At 42.3% G+C, this 18,533-nt stretch carries 17 protein-coding genes and 1 other annotated feature; of the genes, 11 read left to right on the top strand and 6 right to left on the bottom strand.

What is annotated here, in order from left to right:
* Positions 1-271: 271 nt before the first annotated feature.
* Entirely contained in the window at positions 272-3,592 is a 3,321-nt protein-coding gene (locus ACJAT7_RS12710) for an alpha-amylase family glycosyl hydrolase (RefSeq protein WP_415227179.1), read from the bottom strand.
* Positions 3,593-4,113: 521 nt separating this feature from the next.
* Here ACJAT7_RS12710 and ACJAT7_RS12705 point away from each other — a divergent pair.
* Positions 4,114-5,094 (top strand): MDR family oxidoreductase, encoded by a 981-nt coding sequence (locus ACJAT7_RS12705; RefSeq protein ID WP_415227178.1) that lies wholly within the window; start codon positions 4,114-4,116, stop codon positions 5,092-5,094.
* Between the two features lie 62 nt (positions 5,095-5,156).
* Here ACJAT7_RS12705 and ACJAT7_RS12700 read toward each other — a convergent pair whose 3' ends face one another.
* Positions 5,157-6,098: a LysR family transcriptional regulator gene (locus tag ACJAT7_RS12700; RefSeq protein ID WP_415227177.1), complete on the bottom strand. Its 942-nt coding sequence runs from the start codon at positions 6,096-6,098 to the stop codon at positions 5,157-5,159.
* Between the two features lie 247 nt (positions 6,099-6,345).
* On the opposite strand from ACJAT7_RS12700, the gene ACJAT7_RS12695 reads away from it, so the two are divergent.
* From ACJAT7_RS12695 to hisIE, 10 genes are all read left to right on the top strand, one after another.
* Positions 6,346-7,134: a substrate-binding periplasmic protein gene (locus ACJAT7_RS12695; protein WP_415227176.1), complete on the top strand. Its 789-nt coding sequence runs from the start codon at positions 6,346-6,348 to the stop codon at positions 7,132-7,134.
* A gap of 136 nt (positions 7,135-7,270) precedes the next feature.
* Complete coding sequence (locus tag ACJAT7_RS12690) at positions 7,271-7,441, top strand: DUF2986 domain-containing protein (RefSeq protein WP_415227175.1); 171 nt, start codon at positions 7,271-7,273, stop codon at positions 7,439-7,441.
* A gap of 139 nt (positions 7,442-7,580) precedes the next feature.
* Positions 7,581-7,703: a sequence feature (His leader region), on the top strand.
* Positions 7,704-7,725: 22 nt separating this feature from the next.
* Complete coding sequence (hisG, locus tag ACJAT7_RS12685; protein ID WP_415227174.1) at positions 7,726-8,622, top strand: ATP phosphoribosyltransferase; 897 nt, start codon at positions 7,726-7,728, stop codon at positions 8,620-8,622.
* Between the two features lie 2 nt (positions 8,623-8,624).
* A complete protein-coding gene (gene hisD, locus ACJAT7_RS12680) occupies positions 8,625-9,914 on the top strand; it encodes a histidinol dehydrogenase (RefSeq protein ID WP_415227173.1) in 1,290 nt (429 codons plus the stop codon).
* A gap of 81 nt (positions 9,915-9,995) precedes the next feature.
* Positions 9,996-11,066, top strand: coding sequence for a histidinol-phosphate transaminase (gene hisC / locus ACJAT7_RS12675; RefSeq protein WP_415227172.1), 1,071 nt, complete (start codon positions 9,996-9,998; stop codon positions 11,064-11,066).
* Between the two features lie 9 nt (positions 11,067-11,075).
* Entirely contained in the window at positions 11,076-12,146 is a 1,071-nt protein-coding gene (gene hisB / locus ACJAT7_RS12670; protein ID WP_415227171.1) for a bifunctional histidinol-phosphatase/imidazoleglycerol-phosphate dehydratase HisB, read from the top strand.
* Positions 12,143-12,742: an imidazole glycerol phosphate synthase subunit HisH gene (gene hisH, locus ACJAT7_RS12665; protein WP_415227170.1), complete on the top strand. Its 600-nt coding sequence runs from the start codon at positions 12,143-12,145 to the stop codon at positions 12,740-12,742. Before hisB ends, hisH begins: the two co-directional genes overlap by 4 nt.
* Positions 12,743-12,744: 2 nt before the next feature.
* Positions 12,745-13,482 (top strand): 1-(5-phosphoribosyl)-5-[(5-phosphoribosylamino)methylideneamino]imidazole-4-carboxamide isomerase, encoded by a 738-nt coding sequence (hisA, locus tag ACJAT7_RS12660; RefSeq protein WP_415227169.1) that lies wholly within the window; start codon positions 12,745-12,747, stop codon positions 13,480-13,482.
* 159 nt (positions 13,483-13,641) lie between these two features.
* Positions 13,642-14,415 carry an imidazole glycerol phosphate synthase subunit HisF gene (hisF, locus tag ACJAT7_RS12655; protein WP_415227168.1) on the top strand — a complete coding sequence of 258 codons (774 nt, stop codon included), beginning with the start codon at positions 13,642-13,644 and terminating at the stop codon, positions 14,413-14,415.
* Positions 14,412-15,041 (top strand): bifunctional phosphoribosyl-AMP cyclohydrolase/phosphoribosyl-ATP diphosphatase HisIE, encoded by a 630-nt coding sequence (gene hisIE / locus ACJAT7_RS12650; protein ID WP_415227167.1) that lies wholly within the window; start codon positions 14,412-14,414, stop codon positions 15,039-15,041. Before hisF ends, hisIE begins: the two co-directional genes overlap by 4 nt.
* Positions 15,042-15,077: 36 nt before the next feature.
* Here hisIE and ACJAT7_RS12645 read toward each other — a convergent pair whose 3' ends face one another.
* The 4 genes from ACJAT7_RS12645 to ACJAT7_RS12630 form a co-directional block, all read right to left on the bottom strand.
* Positions 15,078-15,482, bottom strand: a complete 405-nt coding sequence (locus ACJAT7_RS12645) for a heme-binding beta-barrel domain-containing protein (protein ID WP_415227166.1) — start codon at positions 15,480-15,482, stop codon at positions 15,078-15,080.
* Positions 15,483-15,728: 246 nt separating this feature from the next.
* Complete coding sequence (locus tag ACJAT7_RS12640) at positions 15,729-16,331, bottom strand: OmpA family protein (RefSeq protein ID WP_415227165.1); 603 nt, start codon at positions 16,329-16,331, stop codon at positions 15,729-15,731.
* A complete protein-coding gene (locus tag ACJAT7_RS12635; RefSeq protein ID WP_415227164.1) occupies positions 16,328-17,719 on the bottom strand; it encodes a TolC family outer membrane protein in 1,392 nt (463 codons plus the stop codon). Before ACJAT7_RS12635 ends, ACJAT7_RS12640 begins: the two co-directional genes overlap by 4 nt.
* A gap of 271 nt (positions 17,720-17,990) precedes the next feature.
* A partial coding sequence (locus ACJAT7_RS12630; protein ID WP_415227163.1) for a type I secretion C-terminal target domain-containing protein occupies positions 17,991-18,533 on the bottom strand: 543 nt, incomplete at its 5' end.

Raw genomic sequence — 18,533 nt, 5'->3', positions numbered from 1 at the left:
TAACAATCACAGAAAACAACATTTAACTCAATAACACTTACCAACACCTGTGAGATATATAACGTAATTAATTGAAAAACAATAAGATTAACTTGCAAATGGATCTCCAGCCTAAACCACAAACAAGTCAAAAAATAAATTGATATATAACTGTTTTATTGACTAGGAACTTCCATTATATTTTTTCCTTAAATAAAAGACAAAAAAATGCCGTTCAAACTAACTGAACGGCATTCGTTGTAGATGAGTTATATTTATTAACTCATTTTATTTACATTGCTTCAAGCAGAATTAAACCTTCAGCTCCGGCATTAAAGCTAACAGTGCCATTACTCACTGTTGCGATTGAACCGTCATAAGCATTGCGTACATTGCTAGCATCGGCAAAATAACCGCCGACATTAATAGTTACCTGACCTGCCCCGTCAAGTACGACAACAACGTTATTCACGCTGCCAGACACTGGATTAGTCCAGCTACGCGCAAACGCTTTACCGCTTGATTGACCCGAAAGTGTTGTCTGCTGACCCGCACCAACGGCAGGGTTATCACGACGGAATTGTCCAACTTTCTGCCAATGCTGATGAATTGCATTATTAGCTCGGCTCCAGTCAACACTTGAACGGCTGCCCTGATCGGCATCACTGCCGCCATCGCCATTAACGCGGCCTAGCTCATCACCGTAGAAAATCTGCACGCCGCCTGGTAACAGCAGTAAAGCCGTACCCGCACGTTTTTGCCGCGCATCATCACCATTATAATAAACAGCGCCAGTATCATGGCTAGAGATATAACTCAGCACATTCCAATCTGTTGAGCTATTCACTTGACCTGCATAACTGGCAAATTGATTAATCATAGTGTCGCTACTTGCGACCATAGCGTCGATTGCGCCTTTAAAACTAAAGTTAATCACTGAATCAAAATCAGCTGTGGTGTGGATATCTGATTGTCCTACACCATGTCCCCATACTTCAGCTGTTGACCAGAAATCATCATTCCACTGTGCACCCGGTAAGCTTGGGTTATTTTGACGCCACTCATTTAGTGCAATATTGGCTTGATAATTTAGGTTTGACCAGTTGTCATAGGTTACATGTTTAGCAGTATCCACACGGAAACCATCAATACCGTAATCTTCAACATATTTAACTAACCATTCCGTGATCCAGTCACGCACACGTTTAGTACCTTGTGCTTCATAGTTACTTAGGTAACCTTGACCAAAGGTTGCTTTATTCGCTAAGAAAGGTGGAATACCAACAGCCTGCGTTGACTCAGTTTTAAAGTCAGGTAAAAATGCTAAACATTTAGTTAGATCATCACCGCCACATGCATCATAACCAGGCAGACCTACGCGCACCCAATCTTTGCCCCACCAATTAAGCCACTTATAGTCATCACCATCATAGTTAATGCTGCTGTGATAACCAAACCAATCTCCGTCGGTGGGTGTCCAGTATTCACCCGCTGTCGTTGATCCGTAGTTAAACTCATGCATATCTTTAAGTGTATTGTAGCCAGCATGGTTCATTACCACATCCATTACAACGCGAATACCTTGACTATGAGCCGTATCGACAAACTGTTTAAATTCAGCGGGCGTTCCCATATTCGCATCAAGATTCGAGTAATCCTGCACGTAATAACCGTGATATGCGTAATGTGCAAAATCGCCATTACTACCACCACCAACAAACCCATGAGCTTGTTCATACGGCGCAGTCATCCAGATAGCGTTAACACCCAAATCAGTGAAGTAACCTGAATTAAGCTTTTCAGTTAGACCGGCAATATCACCACCGTGGAAAGTACCGATGTTTTTGCCTGTAGCATCAACACTTGGACGACCATAAGAGTTATTGTTTGATGAGTTACCATCTTTAAAGCGGTCGGTAATAACAAAGTAAACGCTGGCGTTGTCCCAGGTAAAGTCAGAAGCCGCAGGTGGCGCAACTTTAGTGAGAGCGAAACACTCATTCGCGCTACTGTCGCTATTTTCAGCCCACAAACAAATCTGCATTGACTGATCAACTGCCAATTCAGCGCCTACAATAATCGTCTTGCCATCATTAAATGAAATGCCGTTAACCGGATCACTGCCATCAATAGTGTAACGACCCGCTGTTACATTATCGCCAACCGCGTGAAGGGTAACGGTTAAGTCATCAGTTGAAAAAGTCGCGTTGGCAGGGTCGATGCTGACATCTGCATCTTGGCTGGGGATATCACAACCATCAGTCCAACTAGTCGTTGCAACATCATAGGTGCCATCACTAGCGCGAGTTAGATCATCGGTTTTGTTGTTACCACTTTCACTGAAAAGAATATTGCTTGATTCACTCTCTGTGAAGCTGTAACTGAATAAGCCATCAGCGATTTCAGTCATCGCATCGCCAGGCCAAACTGAATCAGGCGTTGAACCTACCGGTAGCGCGTTCCAATGGTGAATCGTTGGCGCAGTTAATCCTTCAAGACAGACAATAAAACCGGTTTGCGGTACTTCTGTTTTAGTATAACGGTAAGTTTGCGTTACAGCTCCCTGCGCATTAGCGACATAGACCTGCAGATCAAGCGATTGACCAATTTGTAAGTCTGCACCGACAGAGATAATATCGTCATTATTGAAAGCCGTTCCCTGAGTTGCATCCCCACTTCCGATCAGATAGCGACTGTCGGTAACATCAACGCCATTGTAACTTAGCGTCACATTGAGAGTATCACTATTAAAATCACTGCTAGCCGGGCTAACTGCCAATTCAGGTTTTTCCGGTATAATAATTTCAGCGGCTGTAACTTCATGAGTTGAAGCATTAAAGCTGATCACATAGTTCGTATTATCAACGACAGTGAAATCTTGCGCTGGATAACTTTCGCCCCATGTTCCATCCGTAGTACAAGCTGAAATTTTAAAACGCGCAGGAGTCTCTTCTCCAGAAAATGGCTGAGTTAATTCATATAAGCCAGAGCCCGAATTTAATTGCAGCGCTGTTTGTGCCCAACCATTGGGCGTGCCGCGTAGACACCATACAGAAGGCTGCTCACCGGCAACGGTTATATCAACACTAGCAGTTGCACTTGTTGCGCCAAGATCATCAATTACCTGTAATGATATTGTTTGGCTTTGTGCAAAAGTCACAGTGATTGACTGAGTTGTTGCGCCAGTATTCCAGTTATAGGCAACAACAGTACCGTCGGCATCACTTGAAGCGGCTGCACTGAATGTAACACTTGTGCCCGCATCAATAGTTTGCGCTGTTGCTGGAGATATAACGGCAATGGGCGCTTGGTTGCTTGAACAGCTGGCAACAGCGGTAGTTTGAACATTTTTACTGTCGCTATAAAAAGTTATCAGGTAGCTCCCCGCTGCAACGGTATAGTCCCCGTTTGGATAAGCTTCACTCCAATCACCATAACGATCTATTTTAAAGCGGGGATTATCACTGCCAAAGGTCTGGCAAGTTTGATATTCATTTGCAGATACGTAATCAAGGGCTGTACTGGCCCATGCATTTGGTGTGCCGCGAAAATCCCATTCTGCCTGAGCAGATAGCGAAACCGCAAACAAACCAAACAATAATGCTTTGTTCATTTTAATTCCTTTTAAAACTAAGTTAAAGCAGCAACCAGAATGGTTATTGCTTATTTAACAGGCAATAAACACTAATTTATTGGTTAATATCTATTGCTATATTGGATATACAGCGAACACTGTATAGAGCGAAGTGAAAGGACTTCACTAAAATATATTCTGGATAGATGTAATAATCCGTTAAAATGACTCTTGCCGATCATTTATTGAGCGACTGTAGAGTAACTACTGAACGATATTAAGAAAACATCATCAAACTGAGAGCTGAATCAAATACATACCAATGAGAATGCGCTTACTAATTGATTATTCAGAATTAATCAATAGGATAAATTCCACAGAAATCTATACGCCTATGCTTAATATCGTTTCACATTACAGATTAATCTTGCGATAAATTAAGTGGTTAAAGATATATGTGGTTCATACATATACTTTATGACTAAGTTTCACTTTTTTCATGTTAGATTCAGATCTACACTCTTTAATTACTACCCCCCTATTAGCCACGGAGTAACTTTATGTTTAAAGCACTAGTTCTTGACCAACAAGAAAAAAAAACTATCGCAGAAATTCGTCAAATCGATGAATCACAGCTTCCCGAAGGTGACGTCCTAATTGATGTCGATTACACATCTTTAAACTATAAAGATGGTTTAGCTATCACCGGTAAAGGCCGTATTGTTCGCCAGTTTCCTATGGTACCCGGTATCGATTTAGCTGGCCGCGTTGTTGAATCAAAAGACTCACGTTATCAAACGGGTGACAGTGTCGTCTTAACTGGCTGGGGTGTAGGTGAAGGCCATTGGGGCGGCATGGCAGAAAAAGCCAGTTTGCAAGCGGATTGGTTGGTACCGCAACCACAAGGCATTACCAGCAAACAAGCTATGATGATTGGCACCGCTGGTTTAACCGCTATGTTATGTGTGCAGGCATTAGTTGATGCCGGCGTTAAACCTGAAAGCGGCGAAGTATTAGTGACGGGTGCCAGTGGCGGTGTTGGCTCGGTAGCGGTCACGTTATTAGCACAACTCGGCTATAAAGTGGCAGCAGTGACGGGCCGCGTTGCAGAAAATGGTCAGCTATTAAAAGAACTGGGTGCAAACCGCATTATTGATCGCTGTGAATTTGAAGAGCCTGCACGCGCTTTAGAAAAACAGTTATGGGCTGGCGCTGTTGATACAGTTGGCAGTAAAGTGCTTGCTAAAGTTTTAGCACAAATGGATTACGACGGCGCAGTGGCTGCTTGTGGTTTAGCGGGCGGTTTCGATTTGCCGACAACGGTGATGCCGTTTATTTTGCGTGGCGTTAAATTATTAGGCACCGATTCGGTATCATGCCCTTATGAAAAACGTATTAATGCCTGGAATCGTTTAGTTGAAATTTTGCCTGAAAGCTATTACCAGCAAGCTTGTCGCGAAATAGAGTTAGAGCAAGCACCACAGTACGCAGAAGCGATTACCAAAGGCCAAGTTACAGGCCGTATTGTGATTAAATTATAATCGCGATTAGCATCACAATTTAAAATAAGCCTGCATTAGCAGGCTTATTTAAGTTAACACCACTACATTAATCCCAGATCGAGTACACGTTTATCAATTAATCTGCCACATTCCTCTTTTAATAAGTTACGCAGCCAGATCTGTGCTGCCGAGTGCTCACAACGGGGATGCCAAATAAGCGAATATTCGAAAGGTTTAAACTCAAAGGGCAAGGGTTTCACAATCAGGTCATGCTGCTCCGCCACTAAATAGGCTAAATCAGCGGGCACAGTAATAATAAGCGGCATTTTATCAACAATCGCTAATGCAGCTTGTAGATGATAGGCCCGTAACACGGTTTTTGCTTTTTGATGACCACTCAGCGCTGTGTCGATCAGCGCTTTCACGCCATCACTAATCGCAATCAAGGCATGCGGATAAGCAAGATAATCAGACAAGGTTATCTCTTTGTCTGCCAGTGGATGAGATTTCGATAACATGCAAGAAACACTGACTAAGCCCAATTTTTCATGCACTAATGGCTCAATATTACCCGTAGGACGACAGATTGCCATATCACAACCTTCGCTGGTTAATTGATTAAGCATCTGTTCATGCTGCAGAGGGGGGAATTCCAGAGAAATATTTGGCGCTTCCTCATAAATGCGCGGTAAGGCATAGGGCAAAATGGTTTGCATTGCATAATCGGTAGTGGCGATAACAAAATGCTGTTTGCAACGCTTTGGCTCGAAATCAGTTGGAGACAGCAAAATACGCAGTGATTCTAATGGCTCATTAAGCGCATGACTTATCTCAATGGCACGTTGTGTAGGCTGAAGATGCTGTCCCTGGCGAATAAAAAGCGGATCGCCCAGCAATTCTCTTAGCCTTCCCAGTACCCGGCTCATCGCTGATTGACTTAAATTAAGCCTGATTGCAGTGCGACTGACACTGCCCTCTTCTATCAATACTTTTAACGCGACTAACAGATTTAAATCTCGGCGATAGACGTCTTCCAGCTCCATATTCCAATCCACAATATAAACATAAGGGAGGTATTATGAACAACAACAAACGTGAGTTACAACTCTTTTTAAATTTGCTATTAAAGAGCGCTATTTTTAGTTAAAAAATAAAAAAAGCGGCAATAAAACCTCGCAAACAATAACTCGTAATATTAATTTAACACTGAAACAAGCCCTCTGTGGTAAGCTCACCCACACAAGGAATCGAGTAGTGAATGCTCATTTTCTATTTGTAAGGAGATAGTGCATGTCCAACATCAGTCGTGTTACTAACGATATTACAAACAGGCTAACAGTATCTCTCTTTACCAGTTTGAGCGTACTGTTTTTTAGCTGCCAACAAGCTAATTCAGCCGAGGTGGTCATGGCTTTTGCTGAAGAGATTCGCCCCTATGTGATACCGACATCAAATTCAGGGATCGAACTAGCCGTCATTGGCGAGTCTCTGGCCTACCATGGTCACAAACTTATTCCTAAATATTACCCGTTGGGTCGTCTACCTAAGGCTTTTATAGCAAGAAAAGTTGATGCTGCAATGACAGATGCAGGCATAAACTTATCCGCGCAAGGCTACTATGCTGAACCTACCGTAATTTATCATAACCGCCTTATTTCACTAAAAAAACGCAACCTGAAGATCGCCAAACCAGAAGATTTAACAGGTTTAAGTGTCATCGCTTTTAAAGGCGCCGACCAACGTTACCCACGCTGGCTTGATGCCGTAAAAAAAGAGGGTAAATATTACGCAACATCAAAACAAAATTTACAAGTGCGAATGTTATTTGCAGGTAGATACGATGTAGTGCTCAGTGATCGCTATATTTTCAACTACTATGCAAATCAGCTTATTGATAAGAATCAGCTGCAAGCTCATTCAATTCAGGAACACAATGTATTTAAACTAAACCCGGAAAATTATCGTCCTATTTTCAGAAATAAAACCATCCGCGATGATTTTAATGAGGGGCTCAACTATCTAAAACAAACGGGCCGTTATCAAGCTATCTATGACTATTATCTAACATCAAGAAAATAGATTTAATTCCCGGCCCAGCATATCAACAATCAATACCAATCGGCTTAAATTGATGGTCAATGACGCTTGCTTTCACTTGTGTTTATTTAGTAGTTCTTTACAATACAGCCTCTATCCAAACGCTAAGAAAGAAACAATGAACAGAAAGAAAAAAATGAACAGCATTCTCGACAAACGTATTAAACAGATGAATGCTAAAAAAAACCCGAGTAACAAAGCGAAATATATCTCAAAAGCGGAACGCGCAAAATTAGACGCGTTAGAAAGCGCTGCGACCTTAGAAAACTCAAGTGTAATTGCTGAATAATCACTAAAACTGCATAACTATTCTAAATTTTCTTTGTTAGGGTTAAAAAACAGTTCACTTTTCATTACTAGATTGATATTCTACAGACAATTAAATTTAAAGAGATTTACGTAACCATGAAAAAAGTTATTCTGAAAGCACAACATCACCACCATATCACCTAATCTTTCAGGATTTTATTCTTGGAAGAGGTTTCATGTGCTTCCAGTGGTTACCAACAAAATTAACCCCCGGAAGGCCAACCTCCCGAGGGTTTTTTAGTTTTTAAGTCAAGGAAAATGACTATGTCAGAGCAACGTTTAAGAATCGCAATACAGAAAAAAGGTCGTTTAAGCGACGATACTGTTCAATTATTAAAAGCATGTGGCATTAAAGTAAATTTAAACACCCAGCGCCTGATTGCCCACAGTGAAAATATGCCCATTGATATTCTGCGCGTGCGCGATGATGATATCCCGGGCCTAGTAATGGACGGTGTGGTTGATCTCGGTTTTATCGGTCAAAACGTATTAGAAGAAGAGAGCATGTTACGCGCAGTGGCTAACGAACCGACTGCGCATAAAGTGGTTAAAGAGCTGGCCTTCGGTGCCTGTCGTTTCTCTCTTGCTGTTGAAGATGACTTTGATTATCAAGGCGTTGAATCGCTTGCCAATATGCGTATTGCAACAACTTACGTGCATATTCTTAAACGTTTCATGGAACAGGTAAACGTGCCTTACACCTCTTGTATGTTGACCGGCTCTGTTGAAGTTGCACCGCGTGCAGGCCTTGCAGATGCAATTTGCGATCTTGTTTCAACTGGCGCAACCCTTGAAGCAAACGGTCTTAAAGAAGTAGAAGTTATCTACCGCTCTACAGCCGTTTTAATGCAGCGAGATGCACCATTAAGTGCCGACAAGCAAGATTTAGTTAACCGCATTTTAACCCGTATTGATGGCGTGCAAACAGCCAAAGAATCTAAATACATCATGTTAAATGCGCCAAAAGCGAATCTTGCAGCAATTACCAATCTACTCCCCGGTTCAGACAGACCCACTATAATGGACTTAGCAGGCAGCAGCGATCACGTTGCGCTACATGTAGTGAGCAAAGAAAATCTATTCTGGGAAACAATGGAACAACTCAAAGCATTAGGCGCAAGCTCTATCTTAGTTTTACCCATTGAAAAAATGATGGAGTAAAGATGCAAACTGTTAACTGGTCAAGTTTATCAAGCGAGGAGCAACAGCAGTTGCTTTCTCGCCCTGCGATGGCGGACTCTTCAACACTTTCGAACACTGTGTCTGAAATTATTACCGCTATTAAAGCAAAAGGCGATAGCGCCCTGCTGGAATACACTAAACGCTTTGACAAACTTGATGATGATAACTTCACCAAAACAAGTGAAGATATTGAGCAGGCAACTGCGCGTTTAGGTGATGATATTAAAGCCGCTATTAAAACGGCTTATCAACAAGTGGTGAAATTCCACCAAGCACAAGTGCAGGAAGTTATCCGTGTTGAAACCATGCCTGGTGTGGTCTGTGAGATGCATACACAAGCGATTGAGTCTGTTGGTCTGTATATTCCAGGTGGCAGTGCGCCTCTTCCTTCTACCGTTATTATGACCGGTGCACCGGCGCAAATTGCTGGTTGCTCTCGTCTGGTTTTATGTTCACCTCCTCCTCTGGCGGATGAGATTTTATATGCAGCTTCACTTTGCGGCGTACATGAAATCTATACCGTGGGCGGCGCGCAAGCGATTGCAGCACTTGCTTATGGTACACAAACGATTGCCGCAGTTGATAAAATATTCGGGCCGGGTAACGCCTTTGTAACAGAAGCAAAACGCCAAGTCAGTAATGATTTTGCAGGCGCCGCAATTGATATGCCGGCGGGCCCTTCTGAAGTATTAGTGATTGCCGATAAAGATGCCGATCCCGCATTTATCGCAGCAGATCTGTTATCTCAAGCAGAGCACGGTCATGATTCACAATCTATTTTAGTGACCCCTTGCGCGGAAATTGCTGCGCAAACTGCGCTTGAAATCAGTAAACAAGTGGCCGTTTTAGCGCGTCGTGAAATCGCAGAAAAGGCGCTCGCACACAGCGTCTGTATTGTCTGTAACGATATCGAAGAGGCCATTGAAATATCCAATCGTTATGCACCTGAGCATCTGATAGTGCAAACGACAGATCCGCGTGCACTGCAACCTAAGCTGAGAAATGCAGGTTCAATTTTCTTAGGAGCGTGGACACCGGAGTCGGTGGGTGATTATGCAAGTGGTACGAATCACGTCTTGCCTACTTATGGTTATACGCGTACTTACTCAAGTTTAGGTCTGGCGGACTTTGTCAAACGTTATACGGTGCAAGAGCTAAGCGCTGATGGACTGCGTAATTTAGCGCCAACAGTAACCTGTCTTGCCGATGCAGAGGGGCTAACAGCGCATAAACGTGCTGTGACTATCCGTATCGATAAATTGAATAAATAAACATACAACTGGGGCGAGAAGTAAACAGAGTAACCTCTGCGCCCCGCATTCAAGAATTATCAGTTAGGGAAGATAAAAGAGATGAGTGATATCAAACAGCTCGCCCGTGAAACAGTACAAGCATTAACACCTTACCTTTCTGCACGCCGCATTGGTGGCAAAGGCGATGTTTGGTTAAATGCGAATGAAGCGCCGGATTGCAGTGAATACCAATTGGATTCAAAAAAACTTAACCGCTATCCTGAATTTCAACCCCCTGCATTAATCAACGCCTACGCCGATTATTCATTGCTTAAAAAAAACCAGATATTAGCGACACGTGGCGCAGATGAAAGCATTGAGATACTGATCCGTACCTTTTGCGAACCCGGCTCAGACAGCATTTTGATCTGCCCGCCCACCTACGGTATGTATGCAATTAGCGCAGAAACCTGTGGCGTAACCGTTGAACAAGTCGCGCTTGATAGTCACTTTGACGTTGACTATTTAGCCGTTGAGCAGGCAGTAAATCACCCCACCAGTCAGGTTAAAATCGTCTTTTTGTGCGCGCCTAATAATCCCACAGGTAATATGCTCGACAAGCAAAAGCTAGTTAAGCTCCTGCAAGCAACAAAAGGAAAAGCCTTAATTGTTGCCGATGAAGCCTATATTGAATTCTCCCCGCAGCTTAGCCAGGTTGATTTAATTGCGCAGCATGGAAACTTAGTTATCACCCGCACCTTATCAAAAGCATTTGCTCTGGCAGCTATTCGCTGCGGTTTCACGCTCGCGCAAGAATCTGTTATCCAGATGCTCTCTAAAGTCATTGCACCTTATCCAGTACCACAGCCTACGGCCCAAATTGCCACGCAAGCACTTTCAGAAAATGGCCTGGCGGTGATGAAAGATCGTGTACACACACTTAATAACAACCGCCAACTGTTGCAAACTGCACTTAAATCGCTTGATTGCGTAACAGAGATATTTCCAACAACGGGTAACTTTGTACTGGTTCGTTTTAAAGACTCGGCAAAAGTATTCGCTGCATTTGCAAACGATGGCATCATCATGCGCGATTTCGCCAGCAAACCACGTCTGGAAAACTGCATTCGTATCACCATCGGCTCAAAAGCTGAAATGGAATCGACTTTAACTACCTTAAATTCGCTGTAGGGACTAATAATGAGTAAACAAAAATTTCTTTTCATCGACCGCGACGGCACCTTAATTGATGAGCCAATCAGCGATAAGCAAGTTGATACGCTAGAAAAATTAAAATTTGAAGCAGATGTTATTCCCAGTTTATTAACACTGCAAAACGCCGGTTATATTTTAGTGATTGTCTCTAACCAGGACGGTTTAGGTACAGCAAGTTACCCGCAGTCTGACTTTGATATTCCACAAAATAAAATGATGGAAATCTTTGCTTCTCAAGGCGTTAAATTTGAAGCCACCCTGCTTTGTCCGCATTTTCCGACGGATAACTGCAGTTGCCGTAAACCCAATTTAGGCATGGTCAGTGATTATCTAAAATCCGGTCGCATCGATTTTGCGAACTCTTATGTGATTGGTGATCGCCATACAGATATTGGTCTGGCCGATAATATGGGCTTAACTGGTATTTTATACAACAGGGAAACCTTGAATTGGAAAACGATTGTTAAACAGTTGACCAGCAAAGGACGTATTGCATCTGTCACCCGTACCACCAAAGAAACTGATATTAATGTCCGTGTTGATTTAGACACAACAGGTGAAAACCATATTGAAACGGGGATGGGCTTCTTTGATCATATGTTAGATCAAATCGCCACTCACGGCGGTTTCCAAATGGATGTCAGTGTTAAAGGTGACCTGCATATTGATGATCATCACAGTGTTGAAGATACCGCGCTGGCATTGGGTGAAGCATTAAAAACAGCCTTAGGTGATAAGCGCGGCATTGGCCGTTTTGGCTTTGTGCTGCCGATGGACGAAACAAAAGCAAGCTGTACGTTGGACTTGTCCGGCCGTCCCTACCTTAAATTTAAAGCAAACTTCCCACGAGAATTAGTCGGTACCATGTCAACAGAGATGGTTGAGCATTTCTTCTACTCACTGTCACAAGCGATGGGTGCCACACTGCATCTTGAAGTTGAAGAGGGAAATGCGCATCATATGGTTGAAGGCTTATTTAAAACATTTGGCCGTACCCTTCGCCAATCTATACAAGTAGTCGGCACAGACCTGCCATCAAGCAAAGGTGTATTATGATAGTCATTATTGATACAGGCTGCGCTAATCTATCATCGGTTAAATTCGCCATTGAACGTTTGGGCTATGAGGTCACAGTCAGTAAAGATCCCGCCATTTTACAACAAGCTGACAAGCTGTTTTTACCCGGCGTTGGCACGGCAGCCGAAGCAATGGCAAACCTAATAGAGCGTAATTTAATCGAGCCCATTAAAAATCTGACACAGCCGGTTTTAGGGATCTGTTTAGGTATGCAGATTTTAGCGAGTGCCTCTAAAGAGAGCTTTGGCGAACAGACACAAATCAAAACATTAGGTATTATTGAAGGCAATGTCGAGAAGATGGATGTTGCGCCGCTGCGCGCTCCGCATATGGGCTGGAACCAAGTAACACCAAAATTGGATGAGCCGCTATTTAAAGATATCCCGGCAGGCAGTTATTTCTATTTTGTTCACAGTTATGCGCTGCCCGTGAACAAAAATACGATTGCAAGTTGTGATTACGGCTCACCATTTACCGCCGCAGTTAACAAAGACAATTTTTACGGGGTGCAATTCCACCCTGAACGATCTGGTAAAGCCGGCGCCCAACTCATTAAAAACTTCCTGGAGCTTTAAATATGATTATCCCAGCATTGGACCTTATTGACGGTAAAGTAGTTCGTTTATACCAAGGCGACTATGCACAGAAAACAGTTTACAGTGATGATCCACAAAGCCAGTTTACTCTTTACAATGAGCAAGGCGCTGATTGGTTACACTTAGTGGATTTAGACGGCGCAAAAGATGTAACAAAACGCCAATTGGCTGTCATTACCAGCCTGATTGCTAATACCCCCGCTAAAATCCAAATCGGTGGAGGTGTGCGTACTGAGCAGGATGTTAAAGATCTGTTAGATGCAGGCGCACAGCGTGTGGTTATCGGCTCCACAGCCGTAAAAGAGCCCGCAATGGTTGCAGGGTGGATGGAAAAATATGGTGCTGAACATATCGTCTTAGCGCTAGATATTAATATCGATGCCGACGGCAACAAAATTGTTGCGGTTTCCGGCTGGCAGGAAGCCAGTGGTCAAACTATTGAATCCTTGCTTGAAATATACCTGGCGGTTGGTCTTAAACATGTGCTTTGTACTGATATCTCTAAAGATGGCACATTAACGGGCTCTAACGTTGATCTTTATAAAGATTTGGCTGTTGCTTATCCGCAGGTGGCATGGCAAGCATCAGGTGGTATCGGCTGTTTAGATGATATCGCTGCGGTTGCTCGTTCAGGCGCAACCAGTATGATTGTCGGTCGCGCACTGCTTGAAGGAAAATTCACTGCTAAGGAGGCAATCATATGCTGGCAAAACGCATAAATCATTGTTTAGACATTAAAAATAGACAGTTGGTAATGGAATACTTCAATAATGTTAAGGGGAATACCCTATGCTAGCAAAACGCATGAATCATTGTTTAGACATTAAAAATAGACAGTTGGTAATGGCATACGTCAACAACGTTAAGGGGAATCCCCTATGCTAGCAAAACGCATAATTCCTTGTTTAGATGTTAAAGATGGTCAGGTCGTCAAAGGTGTGCAGTTTCGTAACCATGAAATTATCGGCGATATTGTACCACTGGCAAAACGTTATGCTGAAGAAGGCGCAGACGAGCTAGTTTTCTACGATATTACAGCAAGCTCTGATTCCCGCGTTGTTGATAAAAGCTGGGTAAGCCGTGTTGCTGAAGTGATTGATATTCCATTTTGCGTGGCAGGTGGTATCAAAACCATCGATGACGCGCGGCGTATTTTAGAATTTGGTGCCGATAAGGTATCAATCAATAGCCCGGCACTTGCGGATCCGAGTTTAATTAATCGTCTTAGCGAAAAATTTGGCGTGCAATGTATCGTCATAGGTATTGATTCATTCTTTGATGAAAAGACCGGTTTATACCAAGTTAAACAGTTTACCGGCAGTGAACACGCAACCGTCACCACTAAATGGAACACCTTTGATTGGATCAAAGAAGTACAATCTCGTGGTGCCGGTGAAATCGTGCTTAACGTAATGAACCAAGATGGCGTTCGTTGCGGTTACGATATCGATCAGCTCACCCAAGCACGTGCAGTTTGTAATGTACCGTTAATTGCCTCGGGTGGTGCGGGTGAAATGGTTCATTTTGCCGATGTATTTAACCGTGCAGATGTTGATGGTGCACTCGCCGCTAGTGTATTTCATAAACAAATAATTAATATTGGTGAGTTGAAAGCTTACCTTAAAACAAAGCAAGTAGAGATAAGATTATGAGCAACAGATTAATGAATGAAGAGCAGCTTAACTCACTCGATTGGGCTAAAGTTGATAACTTGATGCCAGTTATTGTACAAAACCGCACCTCGGGTAAAGTGTTAATGCTGGGTTATGTTAATCAAGAGTCACTAGCAGCAACGCTTAAGTCGGGAAAAATGACCTTCTTTAGCCGCACTAAACAGCGTTTATGGTGTAAAGGTGAAGAATCAGGTAACTTCTTGAACGTACTTGAAATCAGCACCGACTGTGATAACGATACGCTGCTCGCAATTGTTGAACCTGTTGGACCTACATGTCATCTGGGCAGTGAAAGTTGCTTTAAAGGTAATTTACAACCCGCCCTGACTTTCATTGCCGACCTTGAGCAAGTAGTTGCAAGTCGTAAAGATGCGGATCCGCAAAGCAGCTACACAGCCAGTTTATACGCGCGTGGCACAAAACGTATTGCCCAAAAAGTGGGTGAAGAAGGTGTTGAAGTTGCACTTGCTGCTATGGCCAAGGATATGGATGAACTGACTTGTGAAAGTGCAGATCTTTTATATCACCTAACAGTATTACTGCAAAATGAAGGTCTAAAACTTTCCGATATTGCCGCTAAACTACAAGAGCGTCACAGTAAATAAGTGGATTTTCTATTACTAAAAGCCTGTCCTTTGAAATTAAGGACAGGCTTTTTTACTGTCATTGCCGTTGCAGTCTGTTTTTATCCGTATGCTCAAAAAGTTTTCCGTAGATATCGAGCACCATAGTTTGTGTATAAGATAAGCTATCCCCGCCAAAACAACCTGTTGCGAATATTTCGTCATTTTGAATTTTTCCTGAATAAAAGGCGATTGAATCAATTGCCAATCTTGTTGATCAATACTTGCTTGTACATCAAAGGTGATCTCTTCTGTTTCGCTAAATGTACCGCCAGCTAGCACGCACCTTCCCCGAGGAATGGTTAATGAATGCATCACTCTGTTAGTTGCCTGATCCCACATCCAGTACCCTGACTCTTGATGAATAATGGTATTATCACCAATTCGCTGCACTTTTTGCAAGTAGTGAGTAGTGAACAGCATTGAGTACCTGCTCTTGTGCATTTGTAATTTCACCCGCTTCTGTAAATGTTATCGTTTCATAGTACGCATTCTTTTCAATACCGTTAGGGGCGAATGAAATATCACCCCCTTATTTCCTGCCCACATACCAATAAAACCAGCTAGCGGACCATATTAGTATCACTCATCAAATGGTCTCTTTTATAATAAAAAAAGGCTCCAATTGGAGCCCTAAATGGCGGTAGTCAAACGACGCCTCACTAATTCTTAATCACGCTCGTCAACACTGTAAATTGTCCACTTCCAATCAGTCAGTATTTTATCACTGCTTATCTCTGCGACAATACGACGGTTACGCGCATGTACAGTTTCAGTGTTTCCTTCAAGCAATAAACGCTGAAATCCGAATCCCAGTGCAGTAACCCGTTTTTCATCTATTCCAAACCGGTTGACCAATATATCTTTAACCGCCTGAGCTCGATTTTGAGATAGGACGTCGTTATACTTTTTTGTACCTACCTTACTTGTATGACCTTCGATAGTGACATTAGCACGTGGGTATGCCTTCATAAATTCTGCTAACTCTTCAATTTTACCAAAATATTTTGGCTGAACCAGATAGGATTCGTTTGCGAAGTTAATCAATAATTCATGTCTGTCCATATACAAGGTTTCCGAACCACATCCTGCATTATCAATTTTGGCACCCAGGTCAGTCTCATTGCACAGATCTCTTGCATTGATAACACCATCAGCTTCATCGTCCGCCAGATCACTTATTTGAACTGTAGGCTCGGCTGCCATATCAATTGCTTGTGTTGAGCATCCTGCTATAAACAGGCTTAAAATACACATGGTTATAAATTTCATTGACTTACGCCTCCTTCGTATTGGTCTTCACCTGACCAAGTTAGTGGACGAGTTACTCGTAATGAGTCCAGTAATAATCCGCTGGCATGCAGTATTCTGTATTGCGCGGTTATCTCTTCAAACTCGGCAGCAAGAAAATCTGTTCTTGACTGATAAAGTTCATTTTCAGTATCAAGTAAATCGAGCAAGCTTCGTTGTCCTAACTTAAATTGTTCTTTATACATAAACTGCGTATCTTTTGAGGCAACAACATGTGTTCTAATATATTGTTTCTGAAGATTTAATTGTTCAAAGGCATTCCACGAAAGGATAAACTCTTCCGTAACTTGGCGATGCACATCTTTATTCAACTCTTTTGCTTCATTTATCTTATAAGCAGTTTCCGTTGCGTAAGCGGCATCTCTCCCCCCTGAAAAAATATTATAGGTAAAACGTACCATTGCCTGTATTTCATTATTTTCACCACCAACATTCCCAAAACTACCATCGTCACCATCCAAATTATCATTATAATTTGCACTTAACTCTAACGATACTTTAGGGTAATAAGTTGATTTTGCTGCATCATATTGGTAATTCGCAGCCATAATGTCATTGCTTGATGATTTGATAACAGGATGGTTTTCCAGTGCTTTTTGCAACCCCTCTTCCTTCGTTATAGGCAACATATCCGCATCCGGAACGGGGATCACTAAGCTTTCAGGTTGTTGATTAATCACCCGGTAGAACTGGATTTTACTGTCGAGATAATTATTTTTGGCTGCAATTAAATTTGAGTGAGCCTTAGCAAGACGGCCATTAATTTGTGATAAATCAGCAGTACTGCCAAATCCAGAATCTGTGCGCTGTTTGATCTGTTCGTAAATTTCTTCATGGGAAGCAAGATTTTTTTCTGACAAAACAACCTGCTGCTCATTTTTAATTAAATTTACATAAACTTTAATACTCTGCAACGCGATATCTTCTGCTGTGGCAAACAAACGCCATTGCTCAGCACTTGTAGCAGCGCTAGTTCGATCAACTTCACTGCTTGTATGAAAACCACTAAAAATATTTTGTTTTAGACTAATGCCTAACTCACCACGCATTAACTCTTCGGTATTATCTCCAGAAAGAGAAGAACGTCTAGTGCCCGGACTGTCAGTGTATTCATAACCATATCCCCCCGTTAAATCAAGCGTGGGATAATAACCCGCCTTAGCTTGGGAGATTTGCATTTCATTCTCTTTAAATTTATTAAACGCGACACGAAGCTCTGGATTAGTATCTAAGGTGTACGCAACGGCTTGCTCTAATGATTGGCTATTAACGATTGCGGGGAACATCACAGCGGCACATAATATCCCTATGGCACTTCGTTGCGCCAATATAAAATTGAAGTTTTTCATTTTAACTCCCTTTCATGACTTATTATTCATGGTAGATGTTTTATTACCCTCCATTATTTTAGCTTCAATAACTATTTACGCATGATTTATTTACCTTTTCTTTACTTTTTACTTTTTCACTGTCCTAAAATTAATCCATGAGTAGTCACTAACAGCACCTATTCATGGATACAACTAACATATTGTTATGTCACTCCCGCATTACATTCAAAAATAAAACTTCCAGAGAATCCTCTGGAAGGATCGGGAATAAAGAGGCAACTTCGCTTTGCTACGTGATAATTAAAGCATCATCGTCCATCAAACCGTCAATAATTGCAGCGTTAGTGACTGGGTCTCCGCTGGATACATATACCTCAGAAAGATCAACACCATCAAGTACAATTGTTTGGCTGACAGCAAGCGGGTCGCTACCATCAGTATCAATATGAATAGTGGTATTACCATCTGCAAATGTAAAATTCAGATATTGTTCGAGATTAGTTTCCGTTTCTCCATCTAATAGCTCACTTAAATCGAGCCGATCGTTATCGACATCAAAGTCAGTAATATGATCTTCTGCAATATATACGCTAGGATCAGCACTATCATCACCTTTGAGCCATGCAAAGGTGTCAACTCCCAGACCGCCCGTTAAGATATCGTCACCAACACCACCAATAAGCGTATCATCACCAGAACCACCATCGATATAATCATTACCATCGCTGCCAGTAAACTGTGAACTGTCCGAGCCGCCGAGGATGGTATAGGCTTCATCAAAAATAGGATCATGAGCCATAAAACTCGCTGTATCCTGCGTCATGATCGCAAG

The organism is Psychromonas sp. (assembly GCF_047632995.1).
In the GTDB taxonomy this organism is placed as follows: Bacteria; Pseudomonadota; Gammaproteobacteria; order Enterobacterales; family Psychromonadaceae; genus Psychromonas.
Note: the sequence above shows the minus strand (reverse complement) of the source record. Positions and strands in the feature narration are given on the sequence as shown.